Genomic DNA, 24,766 nt, shown 5'->3' on the forward strand with positions numbered 1-24,766 from the left:
CCTCTTTTACTAAATTTTAATAACTATTAAATACGTGCGAACTAAAGGTCTTTCCACCAGAGTTTCGATTCAAAAAGCTTTGGATTCCATCCGTTGATTTAACGGTAATATCAATTGGCACGTTAGCAGGTAAATACTTCTGTGCCGCATTCTGTAGGTACTGAGTAAAGCTAATGATCTCAGTCTGACTATAGAATTGGGTCGTAATGTTAATGTGCATCCCTTGTAATTGCTTTCCCTTATACTGAGCTTGAGCCGTAATTCCACTTAAGTTAGGGAAAAAGTTTTGAATTTGGGATTTAAATTGATTAAACGCCGATAAATCATTGGTATTAGGACCCTTTGAACCATCTGCAATTGGGAAAACGTACGATTTTTCATTAATGGGTTTCCATGAATTGACAGAGGTGGTGCCAGGATTATTAACAGACGAAGCAAAGAAATTACCACCCGTTAAACTATCATTGGGTGCTTGCTTGTATAAAGCAATAACGATGGGAATATTCTTTAACTCTTTATTCTGTCTCAAACGTTTAAGAATGGTATTAGCCATTTCTTTTCCTTGTTTTTCAACCACATCGTCTGGAATCTTTTGCTGATACTGACTCCCATATTTTTGTTTCGTGTAATAATAAACTGAATTAATTCCCAGTCCAATTGTCATGCCTTTCATGGTTGTTTTATTGCCATCAGGAACTAAGAAATCTTGTTCGTCAATCTGTTGAAGATACATTGGGGTAACTTTTCCCTTTTGCTGACTAGGATTAAGCCCCTCCGGATTTTGTTTCGACTTTCTATCAAGCCACTTTTCAGTCGTATCAGTAGAGATATACTGACCCTCTTGAAAAACGTACTTATTCGTCGAAAAATTTTGTTTAGAAATCCCAAGTAACCCATTCTGGAATCCCTTTAAATTAAATTGATTATCATTTTGTTGAATATCAACTCCACGTGATTTGCTGGTCTGATAATGACCATCTTTAATGACACCCTGGTAGTTCTTGCCGCCGGCTTGACCGGTCAGCTGTGTATTCTTATTACTTGTAGTACCAGCACTTTTATTATTACTGCTGCCACACGCTACTAGCAACAATGCACTGGCTGCCACCATTAAAATTACTTTTAAGCGTTTCAACTTAAACTCCTCCGCCTTCTTAACGATCTTTTTGCATTTCATCTTTAAAATGAGTTTCATCCCATACTGGAACCGAAAGAGACTGAGCTTTCGTTAACTTACTACCAGCATCCTCTCCTGCAATTACCAGGTCGGTATTTTTAGAAACACTACTCGTGACATCTGCTCCATGGTTCTCAAGCCATTCACTGGCTTGTCCTCTAGTCAAATCAACCATTTTTCCAGTTAATACAACTCGTTTACCATTGAAAAAGTTATCAGTTTGTACTGTGTCTTCATTATTTACATAATCCATATTAACACCAACGCCAACAAGTTCGCCAATTAATTCTTTGCTGGCAGGATTTTCAAAATAAGTGTGCACACTATCAGCAATTACTTGACCAATGGTGCCGATTGCTGCAATTTCATCAACGCTTGCATTCATTAAAGCATCCATCGTTTTAAAATGCGCTGCCATCAATCGGGCTGCTTTTGCTCCAACGTGTCTGATCCCTAATCCAAAGAGTAATCTTTCTAGTGAATTACTCCGGCTAGCATCAATTGATGAAAGCAAGTTATTAGCCGACTTATCACCAAACTTATCAAGCGTTAGAAGTTCATCATAGTTTAAACGATACAGGCTAGCCACGTCTGAAACCATCTTTTTATCAAACAATTGTTTTACAATTTTAGGGCCCAGACCATCAATATCCATGGCGTTTCTAGAAGCAAAATGATTAATCTGTTCAACTAGCTGAGCCGGACACTTAGGATTAATGCAACGCAAAGCAACTTCTCCATCTAAGTGGACCAGTTTAGCGCCACAAGAGGGACACCGCTCTGGGATAACATATGGCTTAGAATCCTTGGGTCGTAAATCGGGCAGATACCGCTCAACTTCAGGAATAATGTCTCCTGCTTTATATAAGACGACCGTGTCGCCAACCCGTAAGTCCTTTTTCTCAATATAATCAGGATTATGAAGTGAAGCTCTGGCAACTGTTGTTCCAGCTAATTGCACTGGATTCATAATTGCCGTTGGAGTCACAACTCCGGTTCTTCCAACCGTCCATTCGATACGCAAAATTTTCGTATGAACTTCTTCTGGTGGGAACTTATAAGCGATGGCCCACTTAGGAACCTTAACCGTATGGCCAATCTCCATTTGGAGTGGAAGAGAATTGGTTTTAATCACAATTCCATCAATCCCAAAGGTCAAGTTATCCCTAGAAGCAGAATACTTTTTAATGTAATCATCAATTTGGTCCATGTTATCAGCCACTTGGTAATACTCATTAATGGTAAAACCGAGTTCTTTCAATTCCTCTAAGAGGCCACTCTGAGTATCAGCCCTTAAATCGTCGTAATTGGCAACGTTGTACATAAAAGTACTTAAATGACGATCTTTAGTAACTTTCGGATCCAGCTGCCTAAGACTACCTGCGGCCGCATTTCTCGGATTAGCAAAAGTGGGTTTCCCGTCGGCTTGACGTCGCTCGTTTAGCTTCAAGAAGGCTTTTTTTCCCATATAACACTCGCCCCGAACTTCAATATCAATTGGTCGACTTAGTTTTTTAGGAATTGAAGGAATGGTTTTCAGGTTTTCAGTGATATCTTCACCAATTTGTCCATTTCCACGGGTTGATCCTTGAACAAAGACTCCGTGTTCATATCGCAAGGAGATGGCTAATCCATCAATTTTTAATTCACAATTGTACTGTTTGTCTTCTGGATAATTTTGTTTAAGGCGAATGACAAAATCCTTTAATTCCTGGGGCGAGAAAACATCTCCAAGGGAAAGCATTGGAATCTCATGATTAACCTTCGTAAATTCATTTGAGGTTGCACCCCCAACGTGTTGGGTAGGTGAATCAGGAGTGACAATTGCGGGAAACTTGGACTCAAGATCCTGCAAACGAGCATAGTTTCGGTCATACTCAGCATCCTCTACGGTCGGCTGATCTTGTTCGTAGTATTGCTTTCCCCATTTGATTAACTTAGGTCTTAACTCAGCAACTTCCTTTTTTGCTTCATCTTCATTCACTTGATCCATTGGGATCTTAAACAATTTAACCACTCCCTTACTCATTTATTAAATTTTTGATATTGGTGCAAAGGCCGCTAACAAACGCTTGATGCCTTTTTCTGGGAAGGCAATATCAAGTTCCATGTCTTCACCAGTTCCATTAATTTTGACAACTGTTCCAGTTCCCCATGCTTTATGCTTAACCTTATCGCCAATGTTCCAAACTTTCTTATCAGCTCCAGTTCCCTTAGGCTTCTCAACTCGTTGAGTCGGACGATGATAAGGTTCACTGAAAGCCCGATTAGTTCTTCGATTATATTCACTACTCTTATCAAACGGCGTTTTCGGTCCAGTGGGGATGGAACTTTCATTATCGAGCACACTCGAATCAATCTCATCCATAAAGCGAGATTCAGGATTGTTTTGCATCCTACCATACAACATTCGTGAATACGCATTGGTCATATAGAGCTTCTTTTGCGCCCGAGTAATGCCAACATATGCTAATCGACGTTCTTCCTCTAATTCATCTTCTTTTTCGGTTGCTCGACTCAGCGGGAAAATTCCCTCTTCCATCCCGACCATGAAAACAACCGGAAATTCTAGTCCCTTAGCAGCATGAAGGGTCATTAAGGTAACCTGTTTAGTTGACTCATCAACATCATCTTGTGCTGACACAAGCGCTAAATCAGCTAAAAAATCAGTCAAACGACTGTCACTATTACCCGTGTCCTCATCATACTTAATATCGGCATCCTTAGTAACCGAAAGAAACTCTTCGATATTCTCAATTCGGGTCTGTGATTCTAACGAATTGGTTTTCTTAAGGTCGGCCATATAGCCTGACTGATCTAAGATCGTCTGGGTAATTTCGGTCACCGACATATCCTTTTGCTTTGATTGCACATTTGCAATCACATTTGCAAAGCTGGCAATGGCGTTTCTAGCACGACTAGGAAGATTGTTAGCTAAATTAACGTTTTTAGCAGCCTCTAACAGACTCCATCCGTTATCCCTGGCAAAATCTCTTAACTTTTCAACACTAGAATTGCCAATTCCACGTTTAGGAACATTGATAACCCGTTCAAAACTAAGGGAATCGCTTGGATTAGCCACTAAAGTTAGGTAAGAAAGAATGTCACGAATTTCCTTTCGGTCATAGAATTTATGACCCCCAACCATCGTATAAGGAATATTTGATTTCAAAAACGTCTCTTCAATCACCCGTGACTGCGCGTTAGTTCGATACAAAACGGCAAAATCATTATAAGAATAATGATTTTTCTGAACTTCTTCTTTAATCTTAGAAACTACATAGTGAGCTTCGCTAGCTTCACTTTGAGCTCGATAGTATGTAACCTTATCGCCTGTTTCATTTTCTGTCCAAAGATTCTTATCTTTTCGTTCAGCATTGTTTTGAATAACGTCGTTTGCTGCATTCAAAATATTCTTAGTTGATCGATAATTTTGTTCCAATTTGACAACATAGGCATTTTTATAATCGTTCTCAAAATCCAAAATATTATTCATGTTAGCTCCACGCCAACCATAAATACTTTGATCAGCATCACCTACTACACATAAATTCTGGTACTTTTTTGCAAGCATTGATACTAATTTGTACTGGGCCTCATTAGTATCCTGATATTCATCAACGTGAATATAATGAAATTTATCCTGATAATAGTTCAAAATCTCTGGGTACTGTTCAAATAATCTAATGGTTAACATGATTAGATCATCAAAATCAACTGCTTGATTTTCTTGAAGCCGCTTCTGATACTCTGCATAGACGTTGCCCACTACCTCTTCAAAGGGATTACTAGTAGAATGAGTCTTCTTGTAATCTTGAGGAGTCTGAAGGTTATTTTTAGCGTTTGAAATTGCTCCCAAGATAGCTCTTGGATCATTCTTCTTGGGATCTAAATCAAGATCCTTTAAGATTCGTTTCACAAGTGTTTTTTGTTCTCCAGAATCCGTAATTGAAAAAGCTCGATTGTACCCAAGCTTATCGATGTCTCTTCTTAGAATTCGCACTCCTAGAGCATGGAACGTTGAAACCCAAACGTCATCGCCGCCTACGCCAAGTAATTTACTAACTCGTTCTTTCATTTCACGAGCAGCCTTATTGGTAAAGGTAATTGCCAAAATATTCCATGGCATTACCCCCTTTTCTTCAATCAGGTACGCAATTCGATGAGTCAAGACTCGCGTTTTTCCACTGCCTGCTCCTGCCATAATCAAAAGCGGACCTTCCGTTTGCTCTACAGCTTCTTGTTGCTTATCATTCATCGTTTTTAATAGGTCTGTTTTTGACACTTCAACCAATCCTTTCGCTTAATAAATCCATAATTAATTATATCAAAATAGAGCCGACAAAATTGTCGACTCCCTCAATTTTTAATATCATTTAATTCTTAGTCCAAATCCCAGTATTTACAATTCGATGAAATGCTTCTTCAACCGAATCTGTCGGAATTAAGATGACCCCAACGACGTCATTATCTCTTGCATTATTGTGATAATTAAAATAAAACTGCCAATTGGGCTGCAAAATTCGTTGCCTTAAAACCTGTTCATACTGTTTCTTGGTAAATGATCGAGAAACCACATCACTAATTTTCTTAATCTTAGCAAGTGGTAGTCCTGAAATGGCCCGAAGGTGCTGATCATATTCACTAATTTCGGTAGCAAGATTAAATAAGAAACCAGTGTTATTGACGGTTGGGTCAATGTTAGTAACATAAATATTGTGATCAGCGGTAACACCAAAGGAAACTTCAAACGAACCCACGTATTTCACGTTTTTACCAATTTGATTAACGATTCTTATCATTTCTTGAATGACCTTTTGATCAACCTTAGAAATATCAGTACTAGCAGTCTGAAGTACATTCCCTAAATAACTGGTTTTAACAGCGGGAAACTGCTGTAAATTGTCTTTGACCGACTTGGTGGCAATAATTGAGTATTCAGATCGATACGGAACATATGATTCCAAAATATATGGTCCCCATTTTAACATATCAGAAGCCAGAGCAATGTCATTTGATTCATTAATAACTAACTGTTGGTTATTAACCATGTGTCTTTGAATGGGCTTCAAGATTGCCGGATAGCCAATTGAATCAATCGCTTGATAAATATCTTCTAGATTAATAATCGTAACGTAGGGAGAGGTATTAACGTTAATCTGGTCAAAGAAGGCTCTTTCCATCACCCGATCCTGACTAATCTCTAAAAGAGATTCTCCCTGAGGAACATAAGTATACTTTTCAATTTCACTAATAACCTGGGGATCGATATCATTTGAAACGTAGGTAACCAGATCGCACTTCTCCGCAAATTCCCTTAAGGTATCAACGTCGTTCATATCACCAGTAAAGGCATAATCTGATTGACGAGCAATCTCACTATCTGAATTGGAACTATAGGTGGCAATCTTTAGCCCAGCATCACGGGCCACATTGACTAATTGGGTGCTGCTAAAATAGTCACCAATAATTCCAATTGTGCTTCCTGGGTAGAGTAATACTGAATCCATAGTTTAACCTCCATAAATCTTTTGATATCTTATTGTTTATCATATTGATTTAGATGATACTTCTTGATAATTTTAATGATTTTTTCAGCGTACGCCGGATCAGTAGCGTACCCGTCAGTACTAAGCGCTTTAGCTGAATCAACGTAGTTATCAGCATCCACCACTTCTTTGTATTGCATGGGATTCCAATCCGTTCCGTGGGCGAGCAAAAAAGCGTGGGCTTCAATGGACTCATCCCAATTATCGTAAACCCGAAACTTTCCATGTACCATAACCGGAGATCCACTTGTATACTCCGTTGTATCCAAAGTAACACTTTTCTGACCTGGACCAGCTTTAACTCCAAAAAGATTGTTATATTTTGCGGCTAACCGACTTTGTCCCCAATCCGATTCAAGGATCGCTTGGGCAATCGTAATACTGGTCAAAATTTTGTATTTTCGTTGCATTTCAACTGACTTTGGCAAAATTTTATTAATAAATTTCTTGTGCTGGGCACTAACGTTACTTTGTTCATAACTAGGATTAAAGTGATAATTACCTAAAATCATCACAGCGCCCACAAACATGACCAATAAGATTAGCGTGGTGAGGACATAAGCAGCTAACTTATTTTGCTTTCGCTTTTTTTCCGCGCCAAACTAACCCTCCTTACGAATAATTTTACTGATTAAATTGTACTACAAAAACGCTAAAAATTGACAAATGTTAATTATTCGTTTATATTTCATTAGTTGAATACAATTTGGAGGTGGTCAGCTTGGCAAAGAAGCATGATGAACAAACAGAGACCGAAAAATCACCCTTTGAAGTTGGTGATGAGGTCGAATTTAAGCTTGAAAAAAATGACTTCACTGGTTACATTGATAAAGCTTACAATAACGCCTTTTTAATTACATTTGAATCAAATGATCCAGAAATAATTGATAAGTATCATAATAAGACCGTTGTTAATCACAAGGATCTTAAAATGATTAAGCAAGCTCCACGAATTCAAAAGGATCCTGATGAGGGATCGGATGATGATTCGAAAAAAGATGATGATCAAAAGTCATCAGATACAACCAAGTAATCAAAAGCAGATCTTAATTGATCTGCTTTTTATTTTTGGATAACTTTATTTAACGAAATGATTATTAAGGGACAAATAATAGCTGTAATGACCATTTCCACTAGCCCGTTGGTACCAACGATTCCTAGTAATGCATAAATAATCTTGTCGACACTAACGTGATACAAAATAGGAGCTTGTTTACGATTAAAGATATAGATAAATAACAACACTAAGATGGTATTGGTCATCGATCCTAGGGCACAAGCAACTACTAATGATATTCTGTGATTCATAATTTTTTTCAACCACTTGTAGGCAAAGTATGCCACTACGGGGATAAGTGCTCGAGGCAGAATAGCTGTTATGGGGTTTTCAAAAACTAAAGGTGCAATCGGACTTGTCGGCCACGTAAAAGCCCTTATAAAAACAATTGCACCCCACAACGTTCCTAAGATGACTCCATCCTTTAACCCGAGAACTAGAGCGGCCACAATAACAGTAATTGGAATCAAAGTAATGCTTAGTGGTCCAACTGGAATGTATCCCAAGATTGGAACAAAATTTTGAATCAAAACAATAGCAATAAAAACTGACAAAATAGCGATATGGTAATTTCGTGTTTTTTTCATTTTAAATTCACCCGTTAAATAAAAAGACACCCATGCGGACATGAGCGCCAAAATATAATCTTCTGATTAACGTTTTGAGAATTGACCAGCCTTACGAGCTTTCTTAAGACCTGGCTTCTTACGTTCCTTCATACGAGGGTCACGTGTTAATAAACCAGCCTTCTTAAGTGATTCTCTAAAGTCTGGATCAACTTCGAGTAAAGCACGTGCAATTCCTAAACGAACGGCACCAGCTTGACCTGAATATCCACCACCATTAACGTTAGCTAATGTGTCATAGTTACCAAGAGTCTCAGTAACATTGTATGGTTGTAAAATGATTTCTCTTAAATTAGGAAATGGGATGTAGTCTTCAACGTCTTTGTCGTTGATTACAACTTTTCCAGTACCTGGTACTAAGCGTACACGAGCAACTGAATCTTTACGGCGACCTGTGCCGGTATATTGTACTTTAGCCAATTATGTTTCCTCCTTAAATTAGGTTCTTAATATCAAGAACTTCTGGTTTTTGAGCTTCATGTGTGTGATCTTCACCTGCATAAACGTGAAGTTTCTTAGCAATTTGACGACCTAATGTACCGTGAGGAAGCATACCCTTAACTGATGTTTCAATAAGTCGGTCAGGCTTTTCTGCTCTCATTTGACCAGCAGTAATTGACTTAAGTCCACCAATGTAAGATGTGTGATGGTAATAAATTTTGCCACTAGCTTTCTTACCAGACAGCGCAACTTTAGCTGCATTGATTACAATAACATTGTCACCTGTATCTACGTTTGGTGTAAATGTAGGTTTGTTTTTTCCGCGTAAAATAGAAGCAACGACACTTGAAAGACGTCCTAGTTCAACGCCATCTGCGTCAATAACGTACCACTTGCGTTCTACTTCGCCGGGTTTAGCCATATATGTTGTATGCACTTTTAATTCCTCCATGTTTCCGTGTTTGTTCGACACCTAATAAGTTTCCGGGGCTTATCGTGGGGCAAACAATACCAGTTACAATAGTACTAACATTTCCCTCGAAAGTCAAACTCAATTTTGATCATCGAGGTGATGTTTTCTAACAGAATGCTTAGGATCATCACCCGGATAAAAGACCCTTTTTAAGTAGAGTCCATTGGCTGGCATTGTTAAGCGTGCTTCATTACGATCTCTTACTTTAATTAAGCGCTTAATGTCATGAATTGGTCGCTTACCTTGACCAATTTCCATTAAAACACCTACCATAATTCGAATTTGATTATACATAAATCCGTCGCCATAAAACTCCAACTGAATTTCGTTCGCATCCTTATTCCAATTTGCCTTCACAGAAAAAACGGTTCGAACCCGACTGCCATCCTTTGCACCAGAAGCCACAAAAGAAGAGAAGTCGTGGGTCCCTACGTAATCTTGAATTGCTAACTTAATCCGTCCAAAATCAACTGGGAATCGCCAATGAGCAGTATAGTTTCTTTTAAAGGGATCGGTAAATTGACCTAAATCCAAGCGGTATAAGTATTTTTTCCCGGTTACATCGTAACGAGCATGAAAATCGTCATTAACTCGTTGGACCTTTAATATTTCAATATCTAGTGGACACATGCTATTTAATCCCTTAAGCATACTTTCCTCACTTAATTCATAGGGAAAGTCGAAGTGAGCCACCTGTCCAAGCGCATGAACTCCTGCATCAGTTCGTCCTGATCCATATATCGCAATCTGGCGTCCGCTTTTCTGTGCCATTTTATTAACAATATGAGTCAAAGTACCTTCAACGGTCCGTTGCTTAGGTTGCTTCTGAAATCCAGCAAATTTAGTTCCATCGTATGCAAACGTAATTTTATATCGATTATTCATTTAACTCCTCACTAAAACAACGACCGCCGTTAAAAGAATCATAAACAATAGTGCAATCCAATCCAGTTTAGTCCACGCGACAAGTTGATAATGACTTCTTTTAACCTCATCTGAGTATCCACGTGCTTCCATTGCATCTGCTAAATGCTCGGCATGGCGAAAAGAAGAGATAAATAAAGGAATGATCAACGATACTAAGCTCTGAGCACGTTTTATTAACTTCCCCTTACCAAAATCTACTCCTCGAGCCCTTTGAGCATTCATAATATCATCCAATTCATCAATTAGAGTTGGAATAAATTGAAGTGCAATTGATACCATCATCCCAATTGTCTCAGTCGGCACCTTAATCCACTTTAAGGGAACTAAAATCGTCTCCACACCTAAGGCAATCATCGATGGACTAGTTGTAATCGTTAAAATGGTGGCAATGATAATGATCAATAGTAAACGAACAAATATCATCATGGCATTAATAATTCCCAATGAAGTAATGGAAATAAACCACAGGTGAAAATAAACCGTTCCTCCGTGACCAAAAAGAATCTGAATTAGAACGGTAAAAATGATTAACCATAGAATGGGCTTCACACCACGTAGAAGCATTTTTATTCGTGAGTGGGACAAGTATACTAATGTCAATGTTATAACCGTCATACACCCATAGCTGGCCCAATTATTACACATCAAAATTAACGTAATCAGGACAATTGATCCTAAGATTTTAAATGCAGGATTCAATTGATGAATGAATGAGTTGCCAGGAAAATATTTTCCAAACACAAATTGATCGATTCTACTTCACTCCACTTCGTTTTTGCGTTATTTGTTCAACAACCTCATTTGCAGTTAACGGAATCTGAGATAATTGAATACCATCATGAACTAAATCATAGTATATCTGGACTGAATCTGGAAGTGCGAGTGAATTATTAGCGATTAATTCAGGATTGGCAAATAATTCTCGAGGAGTTGAATCTGAACTGACACGCCCCTTATTCATCACCACAACACGGTTAGCATTTTGGGCAACCACATCCATGTCATGAGTGACCATAATAATGGTGACTCCCTTTTCATTTAACTGATGAATGATTTTTAAGATCTCATTTTTACCGTTAGGATCTAAACCAACGGTTGGTTCATCAAGGATCAGAATTTGAGGTTCACACGCGATCGTTCCAGCAATCGCCACCCGTCGCATTTGTCCACCTGAAAGTTCGAAAGGAGAGCGATCATACAATTTTTTAGAAACACCAACGATCGAAAGTGCTTTAATCGCTTTAGTATTAGCGGTTGGTTCATCGTCACCAAAATTAAGGGGACCAAAAGCAACATCCTTTAAAACGGTATCTTCAAACAACTGTTTTTCTGGAAACTGGAATATCATCCCAACTTTCTGCCTTAATTCACTCAAATTATGATTATTAGTCTGATTATTGATTTTAATATCACCAACCGTGACCTCGCCTAAAGTTGGCTTTAAGAGACCATTAATCATTTGGACCAATGTTGATTTACCACTTCCCGTTTTACCAACAATCGCCATAAATTCACCGTTTTCGATCTCCAAACTAACATTAGTTAAAGCCTGTTTTTCAGAAGGTAAATCTGGCTGATAGATGAAATCAACGTTTTTTAAAATAATTTGCTTATCCATTGACTAATCTCCTCATCATCCATGTACCGATCAGAAATATCATATCCTGTATCAATAAATTTCTGCCTTAATTTCTCACTAAATGGAAGTTCTAGATCCATGTTCGCAATTAATTCATGCTTTTGAAAAAAGACACTTGGTTTACCATCAAATATAATCTTACTATCATTCAATGCCAAAATTCGATCAGATTTAGCCGTCACGTTAATATCATGCGTAATGGAAAGAATTGTCATGTTTTGCTTTTGATTTAATTTGTTTACAACTTCATGGATTTGTTTCGTTGCTAACGGATCCAACATGCTTGTTGCTTCGTCAAGAATCAAAATCTGAGGATCTAAAACAATGGCTCCCGCAATGGCGACCCTTTGTTTTTGGCCCCCTGAAAGGCTACTTGGCATCTCGTTTCGAAAGTCCCACATGCCAACCCTCTTAAGGGCCACCTTAACTTTTGATTTCATTATTTCTCTCGGAACAGCACGGTTTTCAAGACCAAAGGCCACGTCACTAGCTACGGTAGCACCCACAAATTGATCGTCCGGATTTTGAAATACTAATCCAATCGACTTTCGCATCTCTCGGTCATTTTCATGAGAACTTAACCCAATATCATTAATCTTAATTGTTCCAGTTTGTGGAGCTAAAAGCCCATCAATTAATTTAGCAATGGTACTTTTACCGCTACCATTTTTCCCAATCAAAGAAACATATTCACCCTTTTCACACTGAAAAGAAATGTCATCTAATATTTTAGAAGCATCTTCATCATCATATTGAAATGAAAGATTTGAAACCCTAATGATTGGATCCATTTGGCAACCCTCCGTTTAAAATTATGTATAAAAAAATCACTAAAAGATTAAGGCGCATGGAATTAACCACATTCAAGCTAGACTTGGAAAATCCATCATCGTAACACTTTATACCTTTAATCTTAGTGATTCCTATAGTGAAATATTATTATTTCTTATCAAATATCGAAATTATTCGACAAATTGTAAGATTACCATTGGTGCACCGTCACCACGACGAGGCATTGTCTTAAGAATGCGAGTGTAACCACCATTACGGTCAGCATACTTAGGTGCAACTTCGTCAAACAACTTTTGCAATGCACTAGTTACTTTGATACTATCTCCGTCTTCCTTTACATCAGCAATGGTATTTTGTAAGTAAGCTGCAGCTTGACGACGTGCGTTCAAGTCACCCTTCTTACCTAAGGTAACCATCTTGTCGGCTAATGATCTAACATCCTTAGCGCGAGCTTCTGTTGTTTTAATTTGACCTTTAACAATTAAGTCAGTGGTTAAATTACGAAGTAAAGCACGACGTTGAGCACTCGTACGTTGTAGTTTGCGATAACTCATAACCGGATATCCTCCTTTTTAGTCTTCTTTACGTAAAGATAGTCCTAATGCTGCTAGTTTTTCTTTGACTTCATCAAGTGACTTCCGGCCTAGATTTCTAACCTTCATCATGTCAGCTTCAGACTTATCAGTTAATTCTTGCACAGTATTGATTCCAGCACGTTTCAAACAATTGTATGAACGAACCGAAAGATCTAATTCTTCAATTGACATTTCAAGCATTTTTTCCTTATGGCTTTCTTCCTTCTCAACCATAACGTTTGCATTCTTGGCTCTGTCAGTTAAATCAATAAACAATTGGAAATGTTGATTTAAAATCTTAGCTGCCAAACTAATTGCATCGGAAGGAGTAATTGAACCATTGGTCCAAACGTCTAATGTCAACTTGTCGTAATCATCACGTTGACCAACACGTGCATCTTCTACTTGATAATTAACACGTTCGATTGGGGTATAAATAGAATCAACTGGTAGAACACCAATTGGCATACCATCGTTTTTAGCTTTGTTTTCTTCAGCAGAAACATAGCCACGACCTTTATTGGCAGTCATGTTCATATGGAATGTAGCTCCATCGGCAACCGTTGCAATGTGTAAGTCAGGATTTAAAATTTCAACATCACTGTCAGTTACAATATCACCTGCGGTTACGTCGGCTGGTCCCGTTACATTAATACTCATTGACTTTGTTTCATTGTCATCTGAGTTGATTTTCAAATTAATCTTTTTAACATTCAAGATAATTTGAGTAACGTCTTCAACTACACCCTTTACAGTTGAAAATTCGTGTAGGACACCGTCGATTTGAATACTGGTTACCGCAGCACCTGGTAATGATGCTAACAAAACACGTCGCAGTGAATTGCCAAGCGTTGTACCATATCCTCTTTCGAGTGGTTCTACAACTATTTCACCATAGTTGTCTGTTTCTTCAATTTTGTGAATGTTTGGCTTTTCAAATTCAATCATTGTAGTCTCTACCCCTTTCAAAACGCATTGAGTAATTTAAAACTTTAACGTTCATTAAATATTAAACTCTACGACGTTTTGGAGGACGAGAACCATTATGTGGAACTGGAGTTACATCTCGAATTGCAGCAACTTCCAAACCAGTACTTTGTAAAGCACGAATAGCTGATTCACGACCTGAACCAGGACCTTTAACAGCAACTTCTACTGATTTCATTCCATGTTCCATTGCAGTCTTAGCAGCTGCTTCAGCAGCCATTTGAGCAGCAAATGGAGTAGATTTACGACTTCCACGGAATCCTAATGCACCAGCTGATGACCATGCAATAGCATTTCCTTGAACATCGGTAATCATAACCAAAGTGTTATTAAAAGTTGAGTGAATATGTGCTACACCAGACTCAACGTTTTTTCTTGCTTTACGCTTACGAGTATTTTTAGTTTTAGCCATAGAAACTGATAGCCTCCTTCTTTATTATTTTTTACCAGTGATTGTGGTTTTCTTACCTTTTCTTGTACGTGCGTTATTCTTCGTATGTTGACCTCTAACAGGTAAACCACGACGATGACGCATTCCACGATATGAACCGATTTCTTGAAGAGTCTTGATGCTCATAGTAACTTCTCTACGTAAGTCACCTTCGATTGTGTAACCATCAAGAGCTTCTCTGATCTTATCTTCTTGATCAGGTGTTAAATCACGTACACGAACGTCTTCTGATACTCCAGCTTTTTTCAAAACTTGTTGAGCAGTTGTGTTTCCAACACCATAAATGTATGTTAAAGCAATAACGATTCGCTTATCACGTGGTAAATCAACTCCGGCAATACGAGCCATTAAATCCACCTCCTATAATTCTAATTTAATTACTTTCCTTGTCTTTGCTTGTGCTTAGGGTTTACAGGGCAAACCACCATCACACGGCCTTTTCTCTTAATAATCTTACAATGTTCACACATTTTTTTTACTGATGGACGTACTTTCATTTTAATAACCTCCTATATGAAGGGCTTACTTAAATCGATAAGTAATTCGACCCTTTGTTAAATCATACGGTGACATTTCAACGGTTACACGATCTCCTGGCAGGATACGAATGTAATGCATTCTGATCTTACCAGAAACGTGTGCCAAAATTTCATGACCATTTTCAAGCTCGACCTTAAACATTGCATTAGGTAAAGTTTCAGAAACTTTACCCTCAACTTCAATTACATTATTTTTAGACACGAATAATCCTCCAAAATTACTAAACTCGTAAGTATTACTTACAAATAGACATACAAACTATAATATACCACATTACTGCTATTCCAGCAATTAAACGACAGTTTGCTAATTTAAGTTGCTAAGAATTTTATCAATGTCTTTACTAACGTCTGCAATGTCCCGGTCACCGTCAACTGAATGTAAAATACCGCGATCTTTGTAAAAATCAATTAGAGGAGCATTACTCTTCTCATTAACTTTTAGACGATTTTTAACAGTTTCAGGTTTATCATCACTTCTTTGGTAAAACACATGAGCACCGCAAACATCACAAGTACCATCAACTATAGGCTTCTTATATAATTTATGATAAGTTGCGCCACAGTTTTTACAGATGAACCGACCCGATAAACGATCAACTAAGACCTTAGGGTCAACTTCAATGTTAATAACTGCATCTAACTCTTTGCCCATTTTCCTAGTCATATCTTCCAGACTTTTAGCCTGATCAATGTTTCTAGGAAAACCGTCTAACAAATATCCTTTGTCTGTGTCAGGCTGTTTGAGACGATCCTCAACAATCCCACAGGTAACATCATCAGGAACAAGTTCTCCCTTATCGATATACTGTTGAGCTTTTACACCCATGGGGGTTTTATTTTTCATTGCTGCTCGAAATATGTCCCCAGTTGAAATATGTGGGATGCCATATTTTTGAACAATGAATTCAGCTTGAGTACCTTTTCCGGCTCCTGGGAGACCAATTAATAATAAATTCATTGACATTTAAATTCCTCCACTACTTGTTGTCATCTGGAGTGCTTTGAATAAATCCAACGTACTCTTTTCTCATCATTAAACCTCGAATTTGTTGAATGGTTTCAATTGCCACTCCAACAATAATCAACAGATTTGTACCACCTAATCCAATGGATTGATTTAGATTCCATACGTTTTGGGCAACTAACGGAATTAAAGAAACGATTCCTAAAAACAAAGCACCGACAGTACTTAGTCTCATAAGTAAACGAGAGATGTACAACTGCGTTTCATGGCCAGGCCATACACCTGGGATATAGCTACCCTGCTTTTGCAAATTCTCTGATAATTTTTGTGGGTTAACTTGAACAAACGCATAGAAGAAAGTAAATACAACAATTAAGAAAGTGTAAAATGCCGCTCCAAGTGGAGTTTGCATATTAAACAACTTACTTAGAAATTCATACCAACCAGCTCCCTGAAAGTTTTTGGTGAAAAACATCAAAATCGTTTGAGGAGTGGAAATAAATGCACTTGCGAAAATAACTGGAATAACTCCAGCAACATTAACCTTCAAAGGAAGGTAACTGCTGTCAGGCGAACCTGATGTTCTTCTAGTATATTGAATTGGAATCCTACGTTCAGCTTGCTGTACCCAAGTAACAAAGGTCACGATGATTAAAATTACAATGATCAACGCAATGATAAACAAGGCTGGTTTCCACATTTGATTCATTGGGGTGCCTTCGACATATTGACGATAAACACTCATGATCCCACTTGGCATTTCGGCAACAATTCCAGCAAAGATGATCATGGAAACTCCTTGACCAATTCCTTTATCAGTAATCATATCACCCATCCAAGTAGTAAGCATTGTTCCACCGGTTAAGATCAAACCAATACTAATGTAGGTCCCCATTCCTGGGTTTTTAACCAAGTGCAAACTACTTAATGCGTTAAATCCAGCAGTAATACCAATTGATTGAACGAAAGCTAATACAATCGTCAACCATCTAGTTACTTGATCCAGTTTTTGTCTTCCAACTTCACCTTGCTTCCCCCATTCAACGAATCGAGGAACAATATCCATTTGAAGTAACTGAACAACAATTTGTGCAGTAATGTATGGAGAAACACCCATTGCAAACAATGAATAATTAGTTAATCCACCACCACTAAACATATTTAATACATTAACTAAACCCGAAGATGCTACGCTTTGTAGAGCTTCGGCATTGATTCCAGGTACCGTAATATATGCACCTAAACGAAAGACTGCCAATACAAAAAGGGTAAATAAAATCCTTTTTCTAATATCTTTTTCTTCAAACGCATTCTTTAAGGTAGTGAACATTAAATCACCTCAGCTTTACCGCCGGCATCTTCAATTGCTTTTTCAGCACTCTTTGAGAATTTGTTAGCTTTAACAGTGAGCTTCTTAGTTAGCTTGCCATCTGCAAGAACTTTAACGCCATCGTTTGAGCCTTTGATCATTCCAGCTTGAATCAAAACATCTGGAGTTACTTCTGAGCCATCATCAAAATTATCTAAATCAGCCAAGTTAACAATAGCTAATACTTTTCTGTTGAAGTTGGTAAATCCACGTTTTGGAATTTGACGGTATAAAGGCATTTGGCCACCTTCAAAACCAATCCGTGTCTTTCCACGAGCTTTTTGGCCTTTTTGGCCACGACCTGAAGTCTTACCTTTACTACCAAGTCCACGACCTAAACGAGTTCTTGATGAACGTGAACCCTTAGCAGCTTTTAATTCATTTAACTTCATTGAGTTGCACCTCCTTATCTTTTAAAGAATATTAATCGATTTGTTCAACCTTGATTAAATGAGCAATCTTGAATAGAGCTCCACGAGTTGCTTCATTGTCAGGTTTAATAACACTACTATTTACTCGTCCCAATCCCAGGGCCTTAACAATCTTACGTTGTTTAGGGAGACGGTGAGCAGCACTATGAACTAAAGTAATCTTTAATTGAGCCATCTTCTAACCCCTCCTTATTATTCAGCTAAGTGATCTGATGATACACCACGTAATGATGAAATTTCTTCAGCATCCTTAAGATCTTTAAGACCTTCAAAAGTTGCACGAATTACGTTAACAGGTGTATCAGAGCCTAAACGCTTACTAGTAACATCATTCACACCAGCTAATTCCATAACTGATCGAACAGCACCACCAGCAGCAACTCCAGAACCTTTTTCAGCAGGCTTCAACATGATCTTTCCACCGCCATAACGACCGATAACTTCGTGAGGGATAGTAGTTCCAACAATTGGGACTTCAATCAAGTTCTTTTGGGCACTATCAACGGCTTTTCTGATTGCTTCAGGAACTTCTTGAGCTTTACCAGTACCAAAGCCAACGTGGCCATTTTTGTCACCAACAACAACTAATGCAGCAAAACGTAGTCGACGACCACCTTTAACAACCTTAGTAATCCGGTTGATAGCAACAACGTTATCTTCTAAGTCCAGTTTGTCTGGATTAATAAACTTTGCCATGTGCGTTATATTCCTCCTTTTTTAAAATTCAAGTCCATTTTCACGTGCTGCATCTGCAAGGGCTTGTACACGTCCGTGATATAAGTATCCACCACGATCAAAAACAACATTTTTAACATTTTTTTCAACTGCACGTTTAGCGAGTAGAGCGCCAACGCTTGCGGCTTGTTCTGATTTATTGTTTCCGGAAACTTCCTTGTCAACAGTTGAGGCACTAGCTAGCGTTACACCCTTTACATCATCAATAACTTGAGCGTAAATGTTTTTATTAGAACGGAAAACGTTCAAACGTGGGCACTCAGCAGTACCAGAAATTTTACTTCTAACACGATTATGACGAATCTTACGTGTTTTATTCTTGTCTGGTTTGGAAATCAAAATAGTCACCTCTTATTTTTTATATTGTTAAACTACTTACCAGTCTTACCTTCCTTGAGGGTAATGTGTTCATTTTCATATCTAATACCCTTACCCTTATATGGTTCTGGTGAACGGTATGAACGAACTTCGGCAGCGAAGTCACCAACATGTTGCTTGTTGATTCCACTAATGTTAATAGTAGTGTTATCAGGAACAGCTACAGTGAGATCTTCAGGAACTTGAACTTCAACAGGATTTGAGTAACCAACGTTTAAAGTCAAAGTATTACCCTTTAATTGGGCACGATATCCAACTCCAACTAATTTAAGGGTCTTATGAAAACCATTCATAACTCCTTCAACCATGTTGTTGAAGTTAGCACGGGTTGTACCATGTAAGGCACGTTCTTTGTTGTCATACTTACCAGTTGGGGTGAAGTTTACTTCATTACCCTTAACTTGCATCTTGATTTCTGGTGCAAATGTGGCAGTAAGTGTACCCTTTGGTCCTTTAACAGTTACGTTAGTACCTCTGTGACTTACTTCAACGCCGTCTGGAAGATCAACAGTTTTATAACCAATTCTACTCATATTAACACCTCCAATTCTTTTTTAATTTTTACCAAACGTATGCTAATACTTCGCCACCGACTTTTTTGTCGCGGGCTTCTTTGTCAGTAATAACACCATCTGAAGTTGAGATGATTGCAATTCCTAAACCATTTAAAACTTTAGGAACATCATCTGATTTAACATATGAACGTAATCCTGGCTTTGAAATTCTCTTTAAACCAGTAATAACACGTTGATTGTCTTTTCCATATTTAAGGTATACACGGATAACACCTTGTTTATCGTCATCGATGTATTCAACATCGCGTACAAAGCCTTCACGCTTCAAAATTTCAGCAATGTTTCTTTTGATTTTTGATGCAGGAACGTCAACTGAATCGTGTCTAGCCATATTGGCGTTACGAATTCGAGTTAAAAAGTCTGCAATTGGATCTGTCATGGACATAAACGTGAAACCTCCTTTTCAGTTTTATTATTTTACCAACTAGCTTTCTTCATACCAGGAATTTGACCCTTGTGGGCAAGTTGTCTCAAGCAAATTCGGCATAAGTGAAACTTTTGGTAAACCGCACGAGGTCGACCACAACGTTCACAACGAGTGTAGTTCTGAGTTGAGAACTTAGCTGGACGTTCACTTTTTTTAATTAATGATTTTTTAGCCAATATTAAACCTCCTATTTAGCGAATGGCATTCCGAATTGAGCTAACAATTCATGTGATTCTTCATCCGTATTAGCGGTTGTTACAAGTACGATATCTAAACCTCTAACACGGTTAACATCATCGTAATTAATTTCTGGGAAAATTAGTTGTTCTTTGATACCCAATGTGTAATTTCCACGACCATCAAATGATTTGTTACTTACACCGTGGAAATCTCGAACACGTGGCAATGAAACATTAACTAACTTATCTAAGAAATCGTACATTCTTTCTCCTCTTAATGTAACTTTGGCACCAATTGGCATTCCTTCTCTAAGACGGAAACCGGCAATTGATTTTTTAGCTTTAGTTACAATAGGCTTTTGTCCAGAAATTAAACTTAATTCTTGAACTGCCTCATCAAGATTTTTAGAATTTGTTACAGCATCACCAACACCCATGTTTAAAACAATTTTGTCAAGCTTTGGTGCTTCCATTACTGACGAATAGTCAAACTTCTTAACAAGTGCTGGGAGAATATTTTCTTTGTATCTTTCTTCTAAGCGAGCTGCCATGCGATTAATTTCCTCCTTTCAATTCCAATCCTAATCGATTGGTTTGTTTGATTTTTTTGAAATACGAACTTTTTTGCCATCTTTAACTTCAAAACTTACCTTAGTAGGTTCGTTAGTAGATGGATCAATTAGCATTACATTTGAAGCATCGATTGGAGCATCTACATCAGCAATTCCACCTTGGGGATTGTCTTGTGAAGCCTTTTGATGTTTCTTGATCTTGTTGATTCCTTCAACAACTACACGGTTCTTAGCAGCAATGGTTTTAACGACTTTACCGTCTTTACCCTTGTCTTTACCGCTAATAACACGAACTTTGTCACCAGTTTTCAAGAACATAATCCTGGCACCTCCTTGTTTTCCAATAGTATTAAAGTACTTCAGGCGCTAATGAAACGATCTTCATAAAATTATTACTACGTAATTCACGAGCAAACGGACCGAAAATACGGGTACCTTTAGGACTCTTATCATCGTTAATCAAAACAGCGGCATTTTCATCAAAACGGATATATGAACCATCAGTTCTGTGTGCAGCGGACTTTGTTCTAACAACAACAGCCTTAACGACGTCTCCTTTTTTGACAACGCCACCTGGTGTTGCCTGTTTAACAGTAGCAACGATCACATCACCGATACCTGCGTATCTAACTCTTGAACCACCTAGGACTTTAACAGTTAAAAGTTCACGTGCTCCAGAGTTGTCAGCAACCTTTAAACGACTCTCTTGTTGGATCATGGTTAGTGTCCTCCCTTCAACTTAAAATCAGAATACGATAGATAAAAAAGCTAGATAATAATTGCCTTTTCAACAACGTCTACTAGACGGAAGCGCTTAGTCTTAGACAATGGACGAGTTTCCATGATGTCAACAATATCGTTAACTTTTGCTTCGTTATTTTCATCTTGAACTTTATATTTCTTAGAATATTTAATACGTTTCCCGTAAGTTGGATGAGTTTTGTAAGTTTCAACAACAACTGTAATGGTTTTATCCATCTTGTCTGAAACAACACGGCCTCTGTAACTCTTACGTTCGTTACGTTCTTCGCTCATAAAGTGTTAACCTTCCTTTCTATCGTATTCTATTTCTTTAATTCTTGTTGTCTTAACGCCGTCTTGATTCTAGCGATTGTTTTTCGCACAGTCTTCAATCTAGCAGTATTTTCTAATTGACCAGTGGCTAATTGAAAACGAAGATTAAACAATTCTTTCTTGTAATCTTGTTCCTTAGCACGCATTTCATCAGTGGTTAATTCATTAATTTCTTTAGCCTTCATTTGATTCGCCACCTACTTCCTCACGTTTAATAACTCGGGTTCTAACAGGTAACTTCATGGATGCTAAACGTAAAGCTTCTTCAGCAGTTTCTTTGGAAACACCGCCAACTTCGAAAAGAACTTTTCCCCGTCTAACAGTTGAAACCCAACCTGCTGGGGTACCTTTACCTTTACCCATTCGAACACCGATACCTTTTTCAGTATATGATTTTTGAGGGAAAATTTTGATCCAAACTTTTCCACCACGTTTCATATAACGAGTCATGGCAACACGGCAAGCTTCGATTTGTCTGTTACTGATCCAATGTGAATCAAGTGCTTGCAAACCGTAATCACCAAAAGTAACAGTATTTCCACCTTTTGAATGACCACGCAGCTTACCTCTGTGTTGTCTCCTGAACTTAACACGTTTAGGTACTAGCATGCTTATTTCCCTCCTTTTTCAGTTTTTTCCTCCGGTTTATCGGGCAAAACTTCACCACGGTTGATCCAAGTCTTAACACCGATTTTACCGTAAGTAGTATCTGCTTCATTCCATGAATAATCGATATCAGCTCTAAGAGTATGAAGTGGAACACTTCCGTCTGAGTATCTCTCGATTCGTGTCATATCAGCACCATTTAAACGACCTGAAGATTGAACTTTAACACCTTTTGCTCCAGAACGCATAACTCTTTGCATTGCCTGACGCATTGCACGACGGAATGCTACACGACCTTCAAGTTGTCTTGCTACGTTTTCACCAACAAGATCAGCTTCTAAGTCGGGCTTTTTAACTTCAACAATATTAACATGAACACGACGGCCAGTTAACTTGTTTAATTCTTTACGTAGACTTTCAACTTCTGCTCCACCTTTACCAATAACCATTCCTGGTTTTGCAGTATGGATAGAAACATTAACACGCTTTGCAGCACGTTCAATGTCAACACTTGATACAGAAGCATCAGCGAGTCTCTTTGCTAGATAGTTACGAATTTTTAAATCTTCGTTTAAGTATGAAGCGAACTTATCGTCGTTAGCATACCATTTAGCTTGCCAACCACGGTTAACGCCAATTCGTAAACCATTTGGATTAATTTTTTGACCCACGTTTATCCCTCCTACTTTTCTGACACTACAATTGTAATGTGACTAGTTCTTTTGTTGATTGGTGAAGCAGAACCTTTAGCACGGGGACGGAAACGTTTTAAGGTTGGTCCTTCGTTAACATATGCTTCACTAACAACTAGATCTTGACGATCTAAATCAAAATTATTTTCTGCATTTGCTACAGCTGACATCAAAACCTTTTCTACAACTGGTGAAGCACCTCTAGGGGTGAACTTTAAAATTGCAGTAGCTTCTGATACGCTTTTGCCTCTAATAAGATCTACAACAAGGCGAACCTTACGAGCGGCGATACGAACAGTCTTTGCAGTAGCTTTTGCTGATGTAACTTGTTGTTCAGCCATTGGTTATCCTCCTTGCTTAAACTGTCTTTTTATCTGCGTCGCCATTTCCATGTCCATGGAATGTACGAGTAGGTACGAATTCTCCGAGCTTGTGGCCCACCATGTCTTCTTGAATGTAAACTGGGACATGTTTTCTACCATTGTAAACAGCAATGGTGTATCCAATAAAGCTTGGGAAAATGGTTGAACGACGTGACCATGTTTTAATTACCGATTTTTTATCTTGATCTTTTTGTGCATCGATCTTCTTTAATAGTGATTGATCGGCAAAAGGTCCCTTTTTTAAACTTCGACTCATTATGAAACCTCCTCTGCAATTACTCAATAAATAAATGACTCAGACTACATCTTTGAACCTTTACGGTGACGAACAATAAACTTGTTTGAACGTGCTTTCTTTGATCTAGTCTTCTTACCAGTTGTCTTCTTATGCCATGGAGACAATGGACTTGGGTAACCAACTGGAGCTTTACCTTCACCACCACCATGTGGGTGATCGTTAGGGTTCATAACAGATCCACGTACGTGAGGTCTTTGACCACGGTAACGAGTTCTACCAGCTTTACCCCAAACAACTAATCCATGTTCATCATTACCAACACTACCAACAGTAGCACGGCAAACTGAAAGTACCATTCTAACTTCGCCAGATGGCAATTTAACTAATGCATACTTTTCTTCGTTTCCAAGTAATTGTGCTGAAGCCCCAGCAGAACGAACAAGTTGTCCACCCTTACCAGGCTTTAATTCGATATTAAAGATAGTTGAACCAACAGGAATATCAGCTAATCTAAGAGTGTTACCAGCCTTAATATCAGCATCCTTACCAGATTCAACAACATCTCCAACTTTCAATCCCTTAGGCGCAATGATATATGATTTAACTCCGTCTTCATAAACGATTAAGGCAATGTTTGCGGTTCTGTTTGGATCATATTCAATGGTCTTAACGGTTGCAGGAACGCCATCGTGATCACGCTTAAAATCAATTAAACGATAACGATGTTTGTTTCCACCACCACGATGTCGAACAGTCATTTTACCTTGGCTATTACGACCACCGCTATGAGCATTTGACTCAATTAAACTTTTTTCTGGCACGTTGGTAGTAATTTCACTATAGTCAATACTAGTCATATTACGACGGCCATTAGTAGTTGGTTTGTACTTTTTTAGAGCCACGTTATT

At 38.2% G+C, this 24,766-nt stretch carries 38 protein-coding genes; 1 reads left to right on the forward strand and 37 read right to left on the reverse strand.

Translation table 11 applies throughout. The features are described 5' to 3' along the window. Window positions 1–16 precede the first annotated feature (16 nt). The 5 genes from FC73_RS05620 to FC73_RS05640 form a co-directional block, all read right to left on the reverse strand. Entirely contained in the window at window positions 17–1,177 is a 1,161-nt protein-coding gene (locus FC73_RS05620) for a CamS family sex pheromone protein (protein ID WP_010022768.1), read from the reverse strand. After that, entirely contained in the window at window positions 1,155–3,176 is a 2,022-nt protein-coding gene (ligA, locus tag FC73_RS05625; protein ID WP_404825591.1) for an NAD-dependent DNA ligase LigA, read from the reverse strand. The genes FC73_RS05620 and ligA overlap by 23 nt, the downstream gene beginning before the upstream one ends. A 33-nt stretch (window positions 3,177–3,209) precedes the next feature. Then, on the reverse strand, window positions 3,210–5,462 hold the full coding sequence (gene pcrA, locus FC73_RS05630) for a DNA helicase PcrA (RefSeq protein WP_010022766.1): 2,253 nt from the start codon (window positions 5,460–5,462) through the stop codon (window positions 3,210–3,212). A 91-nt stretch (window positions 5,463–5,553) separates the two neighbouring features. Beyond that, window positions 5,554–6,687: an ATP-grasp domain-containing protein gene (locus FC73_RS05635; RefSeq protein ID WP_010022765.1), complete on the reverse strand. Its 1,134-nt coding sequence runs from the start codon at window positions 6,685–6,687 to the stop codon at window positions 5,554–5,556. Between the two features lie 29 nt (window positions 6,688–6,716). Further along, the gene (locus tag FC73_RS05640) at window positions 6,717–7,238 is read right to left on the reverse strand and encodes a glycoside hydrolase family 73 protein (protein WP_010022764.1); all 522 of its coding nucleotides are present in this window, start codon (window positions 7,236–7,238) and stop codon (window positions 6,717–6,719) included. Between the two features lie 209 nt (window positions 7,239–7,447). On the opposite strand from FC73_RS05640, the gene FC73_RS05645 reads away from it, so the two are divergent. Next, window positions 7,448–7,759 (forward strand): DUF2187 family protein, encoded by a 312-nt coding sequence (locus FC73_RS05645; RefSeq protein ID WP_010022762.1) that lies wholly within the window; start codon window positions 7,448–7,450, stop codon window positions 7,757–7,759. Between the two features lie 29 nt (window positions 7,760–7,788). Here the strand turns inward: FC73_RS05645 and FC73_RS05650 are convergent, their stop codons facing one another. The 32 genes from FC73_RS05650 to rplB form a co-directional block, all read right to left on the reverse strand. Then, window positions 7,789–8,370, reverse strand: coding sequence for an ECF transporter S component (locus FC73_RS05650; protein ID WP_010022760.1), 582 nt, complete (start codon window positions 8,368–8,370; stop codon window positions 7,789–7,791). Window positions 8,371–8,436: 66 nt separating this feature from the next. After that, on the reverse strand, window positions 8,437–8,829 hold the full coding sequence (rpsI, locus tag FC73_RS05655) for a 30S ribosomal protein S9 (RefSeq protein WP_010022758.1): 393 nt from the start codon (window positions 8,827–8,829) through the stop codon (window positions 8,437–8,439). Window positions 8,830–8,842: 13 nt separating this feature from the next. Further along, on the reverse strand, window positions 8,843–9,286 hold the full coding sequence (gene rplM, locus FC73_RS05660) for a 50S ribosomal protein L13 (RefSeq protein WP_010022757.1): 444 nt from the start codon (window positions 9,284–9,286) through the stop codon (window positions 8,843–8,845). Between the two features lie 114 nt (window positions 9,287–9,400). Then, complete coding sequence (gene truA / locus FC73_RS05665; RefSeq protein ID WP_010022756.1) at window positions 9,401–10,207, reverse strand: tRNA pseudouridine(38-40) synthase TruA; 807 nt, start codon at window positions 10,205–10,207, stop codon at window positions 9,401–9,403. Then, window positions 10,208–10,990 (reverse strand): energy-coupling factor transporter transmembrane component T family protein, encoded by a 783-nt coding sequence (locus tag FC73_RS05670; RefSeq protein WP_010022754.1) that lies wholly within the window; start codon window positions 10,988–10,990, stop codon window positions 10,208–10,210. A gap of 13 nt (window positions 10,991–11,003) precedes the next feature. Further along, window positions 11,004–11,867 (reverse strand): energy-coupling factor transporter ATPase, encoded by an 864-nt coding sequence (locus FC73_RS05675; protein ID WP_029327193.1) that lies wholly within the window; start codon window positions 11,865–11,867, stop codon window positions 11,004–11,006. Then, window positions 11,846–12,679, reverse strand: coding sequence for an energy-coupling factor transporter ATPase (locus FC73_RS05680; RefSeq protein ID WP_010022750.1), 834 nt, complete (start codon window positions 12,677–12,679; stop codon window positions 11,846–11,848). Before FC73_RS05680 ends, FC73_RS05675 begins: the two co-directional genes overlap by 22 nt. A gap of 171 nt (window positions 12,680–12,850) precedes the next feature. Next, entirely contained in the window at window positions 12,851–13,234 is a 384-nt protein-coding gene (gene rplQ, locus FC73_RS05685; protein ID WP_010022749.1) for a 50S ribosomal protein L17, read from the reverse strand. Between the two features lie 18 nt (window positions 13,235–13,252). Then, a complete protein-coding gene (locus tag FC73_RS05690) occupies window positions 13,253–14,203 on the reverse strand; it encodes a DNA-directed RNA polymerase subunit alpha (protein ID WP_010022747.1) in 951 nt (316 codons plus the stop codon). A gap of 61 nt (window positions 14,204–14,264) precedes the next feature. Continuing rightward, window positions 14,265–14,654 (reverse strand): 30S ribosomal protein S11, encoded by a 390-nt coding sequence (rpsK, locus tag FC73_RS05695; RefSeq protein WP_010022745.1) that lies wholly within the window; start codon window positions 14,652–14,654, stop codon window positions 14,265–14,267. Window positions 14,655–14,678: 24 nt separating this feature from the next. Next, window positions 14,679–15,041 carry a 30S ribosomal protein S13 gene (rpsM, locus tag FC73_RS05700; RefSeq protein WP_010022744.1) on the reverse strand — a complete coding sequence of 121 codons (363 nt, stop codon included), beginning with the start codon at window positions 15,039–15,041 and terminating at the stop codon, window positions 14,679–14,681. Between the two features lie 29 nt (window positions 15,042–15,070). After that, window positions 15,071–15,190 (reverse strand): 50S ribosomal protein L36, encoded by a 120-nt coding sequence (rpmJ, locus tag FC73_RS05705; RefSeq protein WP_010022743.1) that lies wholly within the window; start codon window positions 15,188–15,190, stop codon window positions 15,071–15,073. A 25-nt stretch (window positions 15,191–15,215) separates the two neighbouring features. Beyond that, the gene (gene infA / locus FC73_RS05710; protein WP_010022742.1) at window positions 15,216–15,434 is read right to left on the reverse strand and encodes a translation initiation factor IF-1; all 219 of its coding nucleotides are present in this window, start codon (window positions 15,432–15,434) and stop codon (window positions 15,216–15,218) included. 105 nt (window positions 15,435–15,539) lie between these two features. Beyond that, on the reverse strand, window positions 15,540–16,199 hold the full coding sequence (locus FC73_RS05715; RefSeq protein ID WP_029327192.1) for an adenylate kinase: 660 nt from the start codon (window positions 16,197–16,199) through the stop codon (window positions 15,540–15,542). A gap of 13 nt (window positions 16,200–16,212) precedes the next feature. Then, window positions 16,213–17,529, reverse strand: a complete 1,317-nt coding sequence (gene secY / locus FC73_RS05720; RefSeq protein WP_010022740.1) for a preprotein translocase subunit SecY — start codon at window positions 17,527–17,529, stop codon at window positions 16,213–16,215. Next, window positions 17,529–17,960 (reverse strand): 50S ribosomal protein L15, encoded by a 432-nt coding sequence (rplO, locus tag FC73_RS05725; protein WP_010022738.1) that lies wholly within the window; start codon window positions 17,958–17,960, stop codon window positions 17,529–17,531. Before rplO ends, secY begins: the two co-directional genes overlap by 1 nt. 31 nt (window positions 17,961–17,991) lie before the next feature. Beyond that, a complete protein-coding gene (gene rpmD / locus FC73_RS05730; protein ID WP_010022736.1) occupies window positions 17,992–18,174 on the reverse strand; it encodes a 50S ribosomal protein L30 in 183 nt (60 codons plus the stop codon). A gap of 17 nt (window positions 18,175–18,191) precedes the next feature. Then, window positions 18,192–18,695 (reverse strand): 30S ribosomal protein S5, encoded by a 504-nt coding sequence (rpsE, locus tag FC73_RS05735; RefSeq protein WP_010022734.1) that lies wholly within the window; start codon window positions 18,693–18,695, stop codon window positions 18,192–18,194. Between the two features lie 21 nt (window positions 18,696–18,716). Beyond that, window positions 18,717–19,073 carry a 50S ribosomal protein L18 gene (gene rplR, locus FC73_RS05740; protein ID WP_010022733.1) on the reverse strand — a complete coding sequence of 119 codons (357 nt, stop codon included), beginning with the start codon at window positions 19,071–19,073 and terminating at the stop codon, window positions 18,717–18,719. Between the two features lie 32 nt (window positions 19,074–19,105). Continuing rightward, complete coding sequence (rplF, locus tag FC73_RS05745; protein ID WP_010022731.1) at window positions 19,106–19,645, reverse strand: 50S ribosomal protein L6; 540 nt, start codon at window positions 19,643–19,645, stop codon at window positions 19,106–19,108. A gap of 28 nt (window positions 19,646–19,673) precedes the next feature. After that, window positions 19,674–20,072 (reverse strand): 30S ribosomal protein S8, encoded by a 399-nt coding sequence (gene rpsH / locus FC73_RS05750; RefSeq protein ID WP_010022729.1) that lies wholly within the window; start codon window positions 20,070–20,072, stop codon window positions 19,674–19,676. A 32-nt stretch (window positions 20,073–20,104) separates the two neighbouring features. Continuing rightward, window positions 20,105–20,290 (reverse strand): type Z 30S ribosomal protein S14, encoded by a 186-nt coding sequence (locus FC73_RS05755; protein WP_010022727.1) that lies wholly within the window; start codon window positions 20,288–20,290, stop codon window positions 20,105–20,107. 11 nt (window positions 20,291–20,301) lie between these two features. Beyond that, window positions 20,302–20,844, reverse strand: a complete 543-nt coding sequence (gene rplE, locus FC73_RS05760) for a 50S ribosomal protein L5 (RefSeq protein ID WP_010022725.1) — start codon at window positions 20,842–20,844, stop codon at window positions 20,302–20,304. 30 nt (window positions 20,845–20,874) lie between these two features. Continuing rightward, window positions 20,875–21,183, reverse strand: coding sequence for a 50S ribosomal protein L24 (gene rplX / locus FC73_RS05765; protein ID WP_010022722.1), 309 nt, complete (start codon window positions 21,181–21,183; stop codon window positions 20,875–20,877). 31 nt (window positions 21,184–21,214) lie between these two features. After that, a complete protein-coding gene (gene rplN / locus FC73_RS05770) occupies window positions 21,215–21,583 on the reverse strand; it encodes a 50S ribosomal protein L14 (protein WP_010022721.1) in 369 nt (122 codons plus the stop codon). Window positions 21,584–21,633: 50 nt separating this feature from the next. Beyond that, window positions 21,634–21,900, reverse strand: a complete 267-nt coding sequence (gene rpsQ, locus FC73_RS05775; RefSeq protein WP_010022720.1) for a 30S ribosomal protein S17 — start codon at window positions 21,898–21,900, stop codon at window positions 21,634–21,636. Between the two features lie 29 nt (window positions 21,901–21,929). Further along, a complete protein-coding gene (gene rpmC / locus FC73_RS05780; protein WP_010022719.1) occupies window positions 21,930–22,124 on the reverse strand; it encodes a 50S ribosomal protein L29 in 195 nt (64 codons plus the stop codon). Next, window positions 22,114–22,548, reverse strand: a complete 435-nt coding sequence (gene rplP / locus FC73_RS05785) for a 50S ribosomal protein L16 (protein WP_010022718.1) — start codon at window positions 22,546–22,548, stop codon at window positions 22,114–22,116. Before rplP ends, rpmC begins: the two co-directional genes overlap by 11 nt. Before the next feature lie 2 nt (window positions 22,549–22,550). Continuing rightward, a complete protein-coding gene (gene rpsC, locus FC73_RS05790) occupies window positions 22,551–23,216 on the reverse strand; it encodes a 30S ribosomal protein S3 (protein ID WP_010022717.1) in 666 nt (221 codons plus the stop codon). 11 nt (window positions 23,217–23,227) lie between these two features. Continuing rightward, window positions 23,228–23,578, reverse strand: coding sequence for a 50S ribosomal protein L22 (gene rplV, locus FC73_RS05795; RefSeq protein ID WP_010022715.1), 351 nt, complete (start codon window positions 23,576–23,578; stop codon window positions 23,228–23,230). Between the two features lie 16 nt (window positions 23,579–23,594). Further along, the gene (rpsS, locus tag FC73_RS05800) at window positions 23,595–23,876 is read right to left on the reverse strand and encodes a 30S ribosomal protein S19 (protein ID WP_010022714.1); all 282 of its coding nucleotides are present in this window, start codon (window positions 23,874–23,876) and stop codon (window positions 23,595–23,597) included. A 44-nt stretch (window positions 23,877–23,920) separates the two neighbouring features. After that, a complete protein-coding gene (rplB, locus tag FC73_RS05805; RefSeq protein WP_010022713.1) occupies window positions 23,921–24,760 on the reverse strand; it encodes a 50S ribosomal protein L2 in 840 nt (279 codons plus the stop codon). Window positions 24,761–24,766 lie beyond the last annotated feature (6 nt).

The organism is Fructilactobacillus fructivorans (assembly GCF_001434095.1).
Classification (GTDB): domain Bacteria; phylum Bacillota; class Bacilli; order Lactobacillales; family Lactobacillaceae; genus Fructilactobacillus; species Fructilactobacillus fructivorans.

Coding starts and splice junctions, on each gene's coding strand:
- FC73_RS05640 (WP_010022764.1), bottom strand. CDS start 7,238: ATGATTTTAGGTAATTATCACTTTAATCCTAGTTATGAACAAAGTAAC.
- truA (WP_010022756.1), bottom strand. CDS start 10,207: ATGAATAATCGATATAAAATTACGTTTGCATACGATGGAACTAAATTT.
- rpsS (WP_010022714.1), bottom strand. CDS start 23,876: ATGAGTCGAAGTTTAAAAAAGGGACCTTTTGCCGATCAATCACTATTA.
- rplP (WP_010022718.1), bottom strand. CDS start 22,548: ATGCTAGTACCTAAACGTGTTAAGTTCAGGAGACAACACAGAGGTAAG.
- rpsE (WP_010022734.1), bottom strand. CDS start 18,695: ATGGCAAAGTTTATTAATCCAGACAAACTGGACTTAGAAGATAACGTT.
- rplQ (WP_010022749.1), bottom strand. CDS start 13,234: ATGAGTTATCGCAAACTACAACGTACGAGTGCTCAACGTCGTGCTTTA.
- rplX (WP_010022722.1), bottom strand. CDS start 21,183: ATGTTCTTGAAAACTGGTGACAAAGTTCGTGTTATTAGCGGTAAAGAC.
- FC73_RS05675 (WP_029327193.1), bottom strand. CDS start 11,867: ATGGATAAGCAAATTATTTTAAAAAACGTTGATTTCATCTATCAGCCA.
- rplN (WP_010022721.1), bottom strand. CDS start 21,583: ATGATCCAACAAGAGAGTCGTTTAAAGGTTGCTGACAACTCTGGAGCA.
- FC73_RS05680 (WP_010022750.1), bottom strand. CDS start 12,679: ATGGATCCAATCATTAGGGTTTCAAATCTTTCATTTCAATATGATGAT.
- rpsQ (WP_010022720.1), bottom strand. CDS start 21,900: ATGAGCGAAGAACGTAACGAACGTAAGAGTTACAGAGGCCGTGTTGTT.
- FC73_RS05715 (WP_029327192.1), bottom strand. CDS start 16,199: ATGTCAATGAATTTATTATTAATTGGTCTCCCAGGAGCCGGAAAAGGT.
- FC73_RS05690 (WP_010022747.1), bottom strand. CDS start 14,203: ATGATTGAATTTGAAAAGCCAAACATTCACAAAATTGAAGAAACAGAC.
- rplF (WP_010022731.1), bottom strand. CDS start 19,645: ATGAGTAGAATTGGTTATAAAACTGTTGATCTTCCAGACGGCGTTGAA.
- FC73_RS05650 (WP_010022760.1), bottom strand. CDS start 8,370: ATGAAAAAAACACGAAATTACCATATCGCTATTTTGTCAGTTTTTATT.
- rpmD (WP_010022736.1), bottom strand. CDS start 18,174: ATGGCTCAATTAAAGATTACTTTAGTTCATAGTGCTGCTCACCGTCTC.
- rpsM (WP_010022744.1), bottom strand. CDS start 15,041: ATGGCTCGTATTGCCGGAGTTGATTTACCACGTGATAAGCGAATCGTT.
- rplO (WP_010022738.1), bottom strand. CDS start 17,960: ATGAAGTTAAATGAATTAAAAGCTGCTAAGGGTTCACGTTCATCAAGA.
- rplE (WP_010022725.1), bottom strand. CDS start 20,844: ATGGCAGCTCGCTTAGAAGAAAGATACAAAGAAAATATTCTCCCAGCA.
- rpsH (WP_010022729.1), bottom strand. CDS start 20,072: ATGTCCATGACAGATCCAATTGCAGACTTTTTAACTCGAATTCGTAAC.
- secY (WP_010022740.1), bottom strand. CDS start 17,529: ATGTTCACTACCTTAAAGAATGCGTTTGAAGAAAAAGATATTAGAAAA.
- FC73_RS05635 (WP_010022765.1), bottom strand. CDS start 6,687: ATGGATTCAGTATTACTCTACCCAGGAAGCACAATTGGAATTATTGGT.
- FC73_RS05620 (WP_010022768.1), bottom strand. CDS start 1,177: ATGAAATGCAAAAAGATCGTTAAGAAGGCGGAGGAGTTTAAGTTGAAA.
- rpmJ (WP_010022743.1), bottom strand. CDS start 15,190: ATGAAAGTACGTCCATCAGTAAAAAAAATGTGTGAACATTGTAAGATT.
- rpsK (WP_010022745.1), bottom strand. CDS start 14,654: ATGGCTAAAACTAAAAATACTCGTAAGCGTAAAGCAAGAAAAAACGTT.
- rplV (WP_010022715.1), bottom strand. CDS start 23,578: ATGGCTGAACAACAAGTTACATCAGCAAAAGCTACTGCAAAGACTGTT.
- rpmC (WP_010022719.1), bottom strand. CDS start 22,124: ATGAAGGCTAAAGAAATTAATGAATTAACCACTGATGAAATGCGTGCT.